3 protein-coding genes are annotated in these 2825 nt (G+C 67.0%); 2 read left to right on the top strand and 1 reads right to left on the bottom strand.

Annotated elements, in window-relative coordinates; translation table 11 throughout:
- Together TRIHO_RS20120 and TRIHO_RS20115 are read left to right on the top strand one after the other, a co-directional pair.
- Positions 1-533, top strand: a 533-nt coding sequence (locus tag TRIHO_RS20120; RefSeq protein WP_068248089.1) for a HoxN/HupN/NixA family nickel/cobalt transporter, incomplete at its 5' end; no start/stop codon positions are given.
- Positions 534-711: 178 nt separating this feature from the next.
- Positions 712-2142, top strand: a complete 1431-nt coding sequence (locus TRIHO_RS20115) for an MATE family efflux transporter (protein WP_082705247.1) — start codon at positions 712-714, stop codon at positions 2140-2142.
- A gap of 95 nt (positions 2143-2237) precedes the next feature.
- Here TRIHO_RS20115 and TRIHO_RS20110 read toward each other — a convergent pair whose 3' ends face one another.
- Entirely contained in the window at positions 2238-2642 is a 405-nt protein-coding gene (locus tag TRIHO_RS20110) for a hypothetical protein (RefSeq protein WP_068248087.1), read from the bottom strand.
- Between the last annotated feature and the right edge of the window lie 183 nt (positions 2643-2825).

Below are 2825 nucleotides of genomic sequence, written 5' to 3'. Positions count from 1 at the left end.
TGATGCGGCGCAAGCCGGCGGCCACGTCGCAGGCGCAAGACGAAGCCCATGCGGCCGATGACGCCCATGACGCAGGGGACGGCCATGCGCATCACCACCACGACCACCATCATCACCACGCGCCTTCACAGGCGGCAACGGCGGGCGAGGCCGGGCTCTGTGACAGCTGCGGCCATCGCCATGGGCCGACGCTGGAAGATGCCGCGGCGCTCAGATCCTGGCGCGAGGCGCTGGCGATCGTACTGGCCATTGCCGCACGGCCCTGTACGGGGGCGGTGTTTCTGCTGTTGCTGACCTGGCGGCTGGATGTGCTGGGCGCGGGTGTGGCGGGCACTTTTGCGATGGGGCTGGGCACTGCCAGCGTCACCCTTGCTGTGGCGCTGATTGCGGCCGGGGTGCGGGGCGGCCTGCTGGCCCGCTGGTTCAGCACCGGCGGCGGGCAGGCCGCGGCGCGGATTGCGGCGCTGCTGGAGGTCACGGCGGGCGCGGTTCTGGCGGTCCTCTGTCTGCAACTGCTGCTGCGCGCGCTCTAGATCGGTGCCATCGGAGGGAACCCGGCGCGGAACCGGGGACGGTGCGGAGCGGGTGCAGACGGCGCGAAACAGGTGTTTTCAAACTGCTGAAAACTTGTGCAATTGTATCGGTACACAAAGCTGACTTGTTGAAACGCTCCGCCCGACCTAAGGGCTTGGGCACAAGGAGGCCGTTATCATGGCAAGTATCACCTCACCCACACAGATGAGCTATGGCGGCCATGTCCGGGCGCTGTCGATTCTGGGTCTGCCGCTGATTGGCGGCCATCTGGCGCAATTCGCCATCGGCCTGACCGATACCATCATGCTGGGCTGGTATGGCGTGGCGGAGCTGGCGGCGGTGACGCTGGCGCAGTCGTTCTTTTTCGTCTGGTTCATCCTGGGCGCGGGCTTTGCCTTTGCGGTGATGCCGATGGTGGCCTCGGCGGCCGCCACCGGGGACCATCGGCGCATTCGCCGGGCCACCCGGATGGGGCTGTGGCTGTCGCTGGTTTACGGCATGGTGGCGATGCCGCTGATGTGGTGGTCCGAAGCGATCCTGCTGGCCGCCGGGCAACAGCCGCAGGTGGCGGCCGATGCGGGCAGCTATCTGCGGATCGCAGGCTGGGGGATCTTTCCGGCGCTGCTGGTGATGGTGCTGAAATCCTACCTTGCCGGGTTGGAGCGCACCCAGGCGGTGCTGTGGATCACGGTGATTGCCGCTGTGGTCAACGGGCTGGTCAACTACGTTTTGATCTTTGGCCATTTTGGCCTGCCAGAGATGGGGTTGCAGGGGGCCGCACTGGCGTCCCTGGCGACGCAGATGGTTTCGGTGCTGGCGGTGATCGCCTACAGCCTGTGGCGGCTGCCGGAGCATGATCTGCTGCGCAACCTGCAGCGCCCTGACTGGGAGATGATGCAGGAGATCTTTCGCCACGGGTTGCCCATCGGGCTGACCACCCTGTGTGAGGTGAGCCTGTTTACCGCCTCGGCGATGATGATGGGCTGGCTGGGCACGGTGCCGCTGGCCGCCCATGGCATCGCGGTGTCGGTGGCGGGGCTGACCTTCATGTTGCATCTCGGGCTGTCCAACGCTGCCACGATCCGCGTCGGCAATGCGTTGGGGCGGCGGGACCGGGCGCATATGGTGCGCGGCGCCGTGGTTGTGACGGTGGCGTCGCTGGGGGTTGCGGTGGCCACGGCGCTGGTGTTCTTTCTGGCGCCAGAGCCGCTGATCCTGCTGTTCCTCGACCCGGATGATCCGCAAAAGCCCGAGATCCTGGCCATTGGCATTTCGCTGCTGGCGATGGCGGCGCTGTTCCAGCTGATGGACGGGATGCAGGCGATTGCGCTGGGTCTGTTGCGGGGCTTGCTGGACACCGGCGTGCCGATGGTGATGGCGGCGCTGAGCTATTGGGTGATCGGGGTGCCGACCTCTTACCTTCTGGGGTTCACGCTCGGGCTGGGCGGGGTTGGCGTCTGGACCGGCCTGATCCTTGGCCTCAGCACGGCAGGGGTGTTGCTGTTGGTCCGGTTCTGGCTGCACACGCTTGCGCGGGTTGAGCTGGAGGCCGTGGAGGCTGAGGTCACGACAGCTGCGGGTGTGCAGGGGCAGGCCACAGGATCCTGAGGCGCAATCCGTGCGCGGATCGGACATGTCGCGGCGGGGGCGGACCTGTCGCCCGTTCCGACCCGTGCGCGGGGGGGGGCATCCTGCCCCCGGGCTCAGTCCTGCGGTTTCAGCCGGTCGGCCTTTTTGCGCACCAGCGCATTGCGCAGGTCGTGCATCGCCAGCAGCAAGCTGTCGGTCACCGCGTCCAGCTGTGCGTCGCTGGCGCGCGATTGCACCCATTGGGTGGTCAGGTTCAGATGATCCACGGCGCGCCGGATGTCATCCACCTCGCGGCTGGCCAGAAGCGCGGTGCGCTCGGTCATCCACTGCTCGATGGCGGCGAGGTCTTCGGAGGTGAGCACCCGGTCGCCCTGCGGTTTGATGTCGCCCTTGCGCAGGTTGACCACGGCGATCTGGTCCATCTCGATGCGGCGGTTGCGGTTTTCGCTGTCGACCCGAAAGACCAGGGCGCCGTTTTCGCGGATGCGGAAGTAGTAGTCGGGCAGGGCGGTGCTCATGAAAGTCCTTGTCGGATCTGATCTTTGGCGCAGGGTAGCAGGCTGGCGGAGCGGGGCAAGGATTTCCCGCAGGCCCATTGCAAGTTGTGTCGCCGGAGGCTGAATTGGGGCGGGGCGCTCCCGCCCAGGCGTGTCCCCTGCCTGTCGGCAAGCGCCACTTGCCCGGTTGGGCCGGGCGGCGGC

The sequence above is a fragment of the Tritonibacter horizontis genome, assembly GCF_001518015.1.
In the GTDB taxonomy this organism is placed as follows: Bacteria; Pseudomonadota; Alphaproteobacteria; order Rhodobacterales; family Rhodobacteraceae; genus Epibacterium; species Epibacterium horizontis.
Note: the sequence above shows the minus strand (reverse complement) of the source record. Positions and strands in the feature narration are given on the sequence as shown.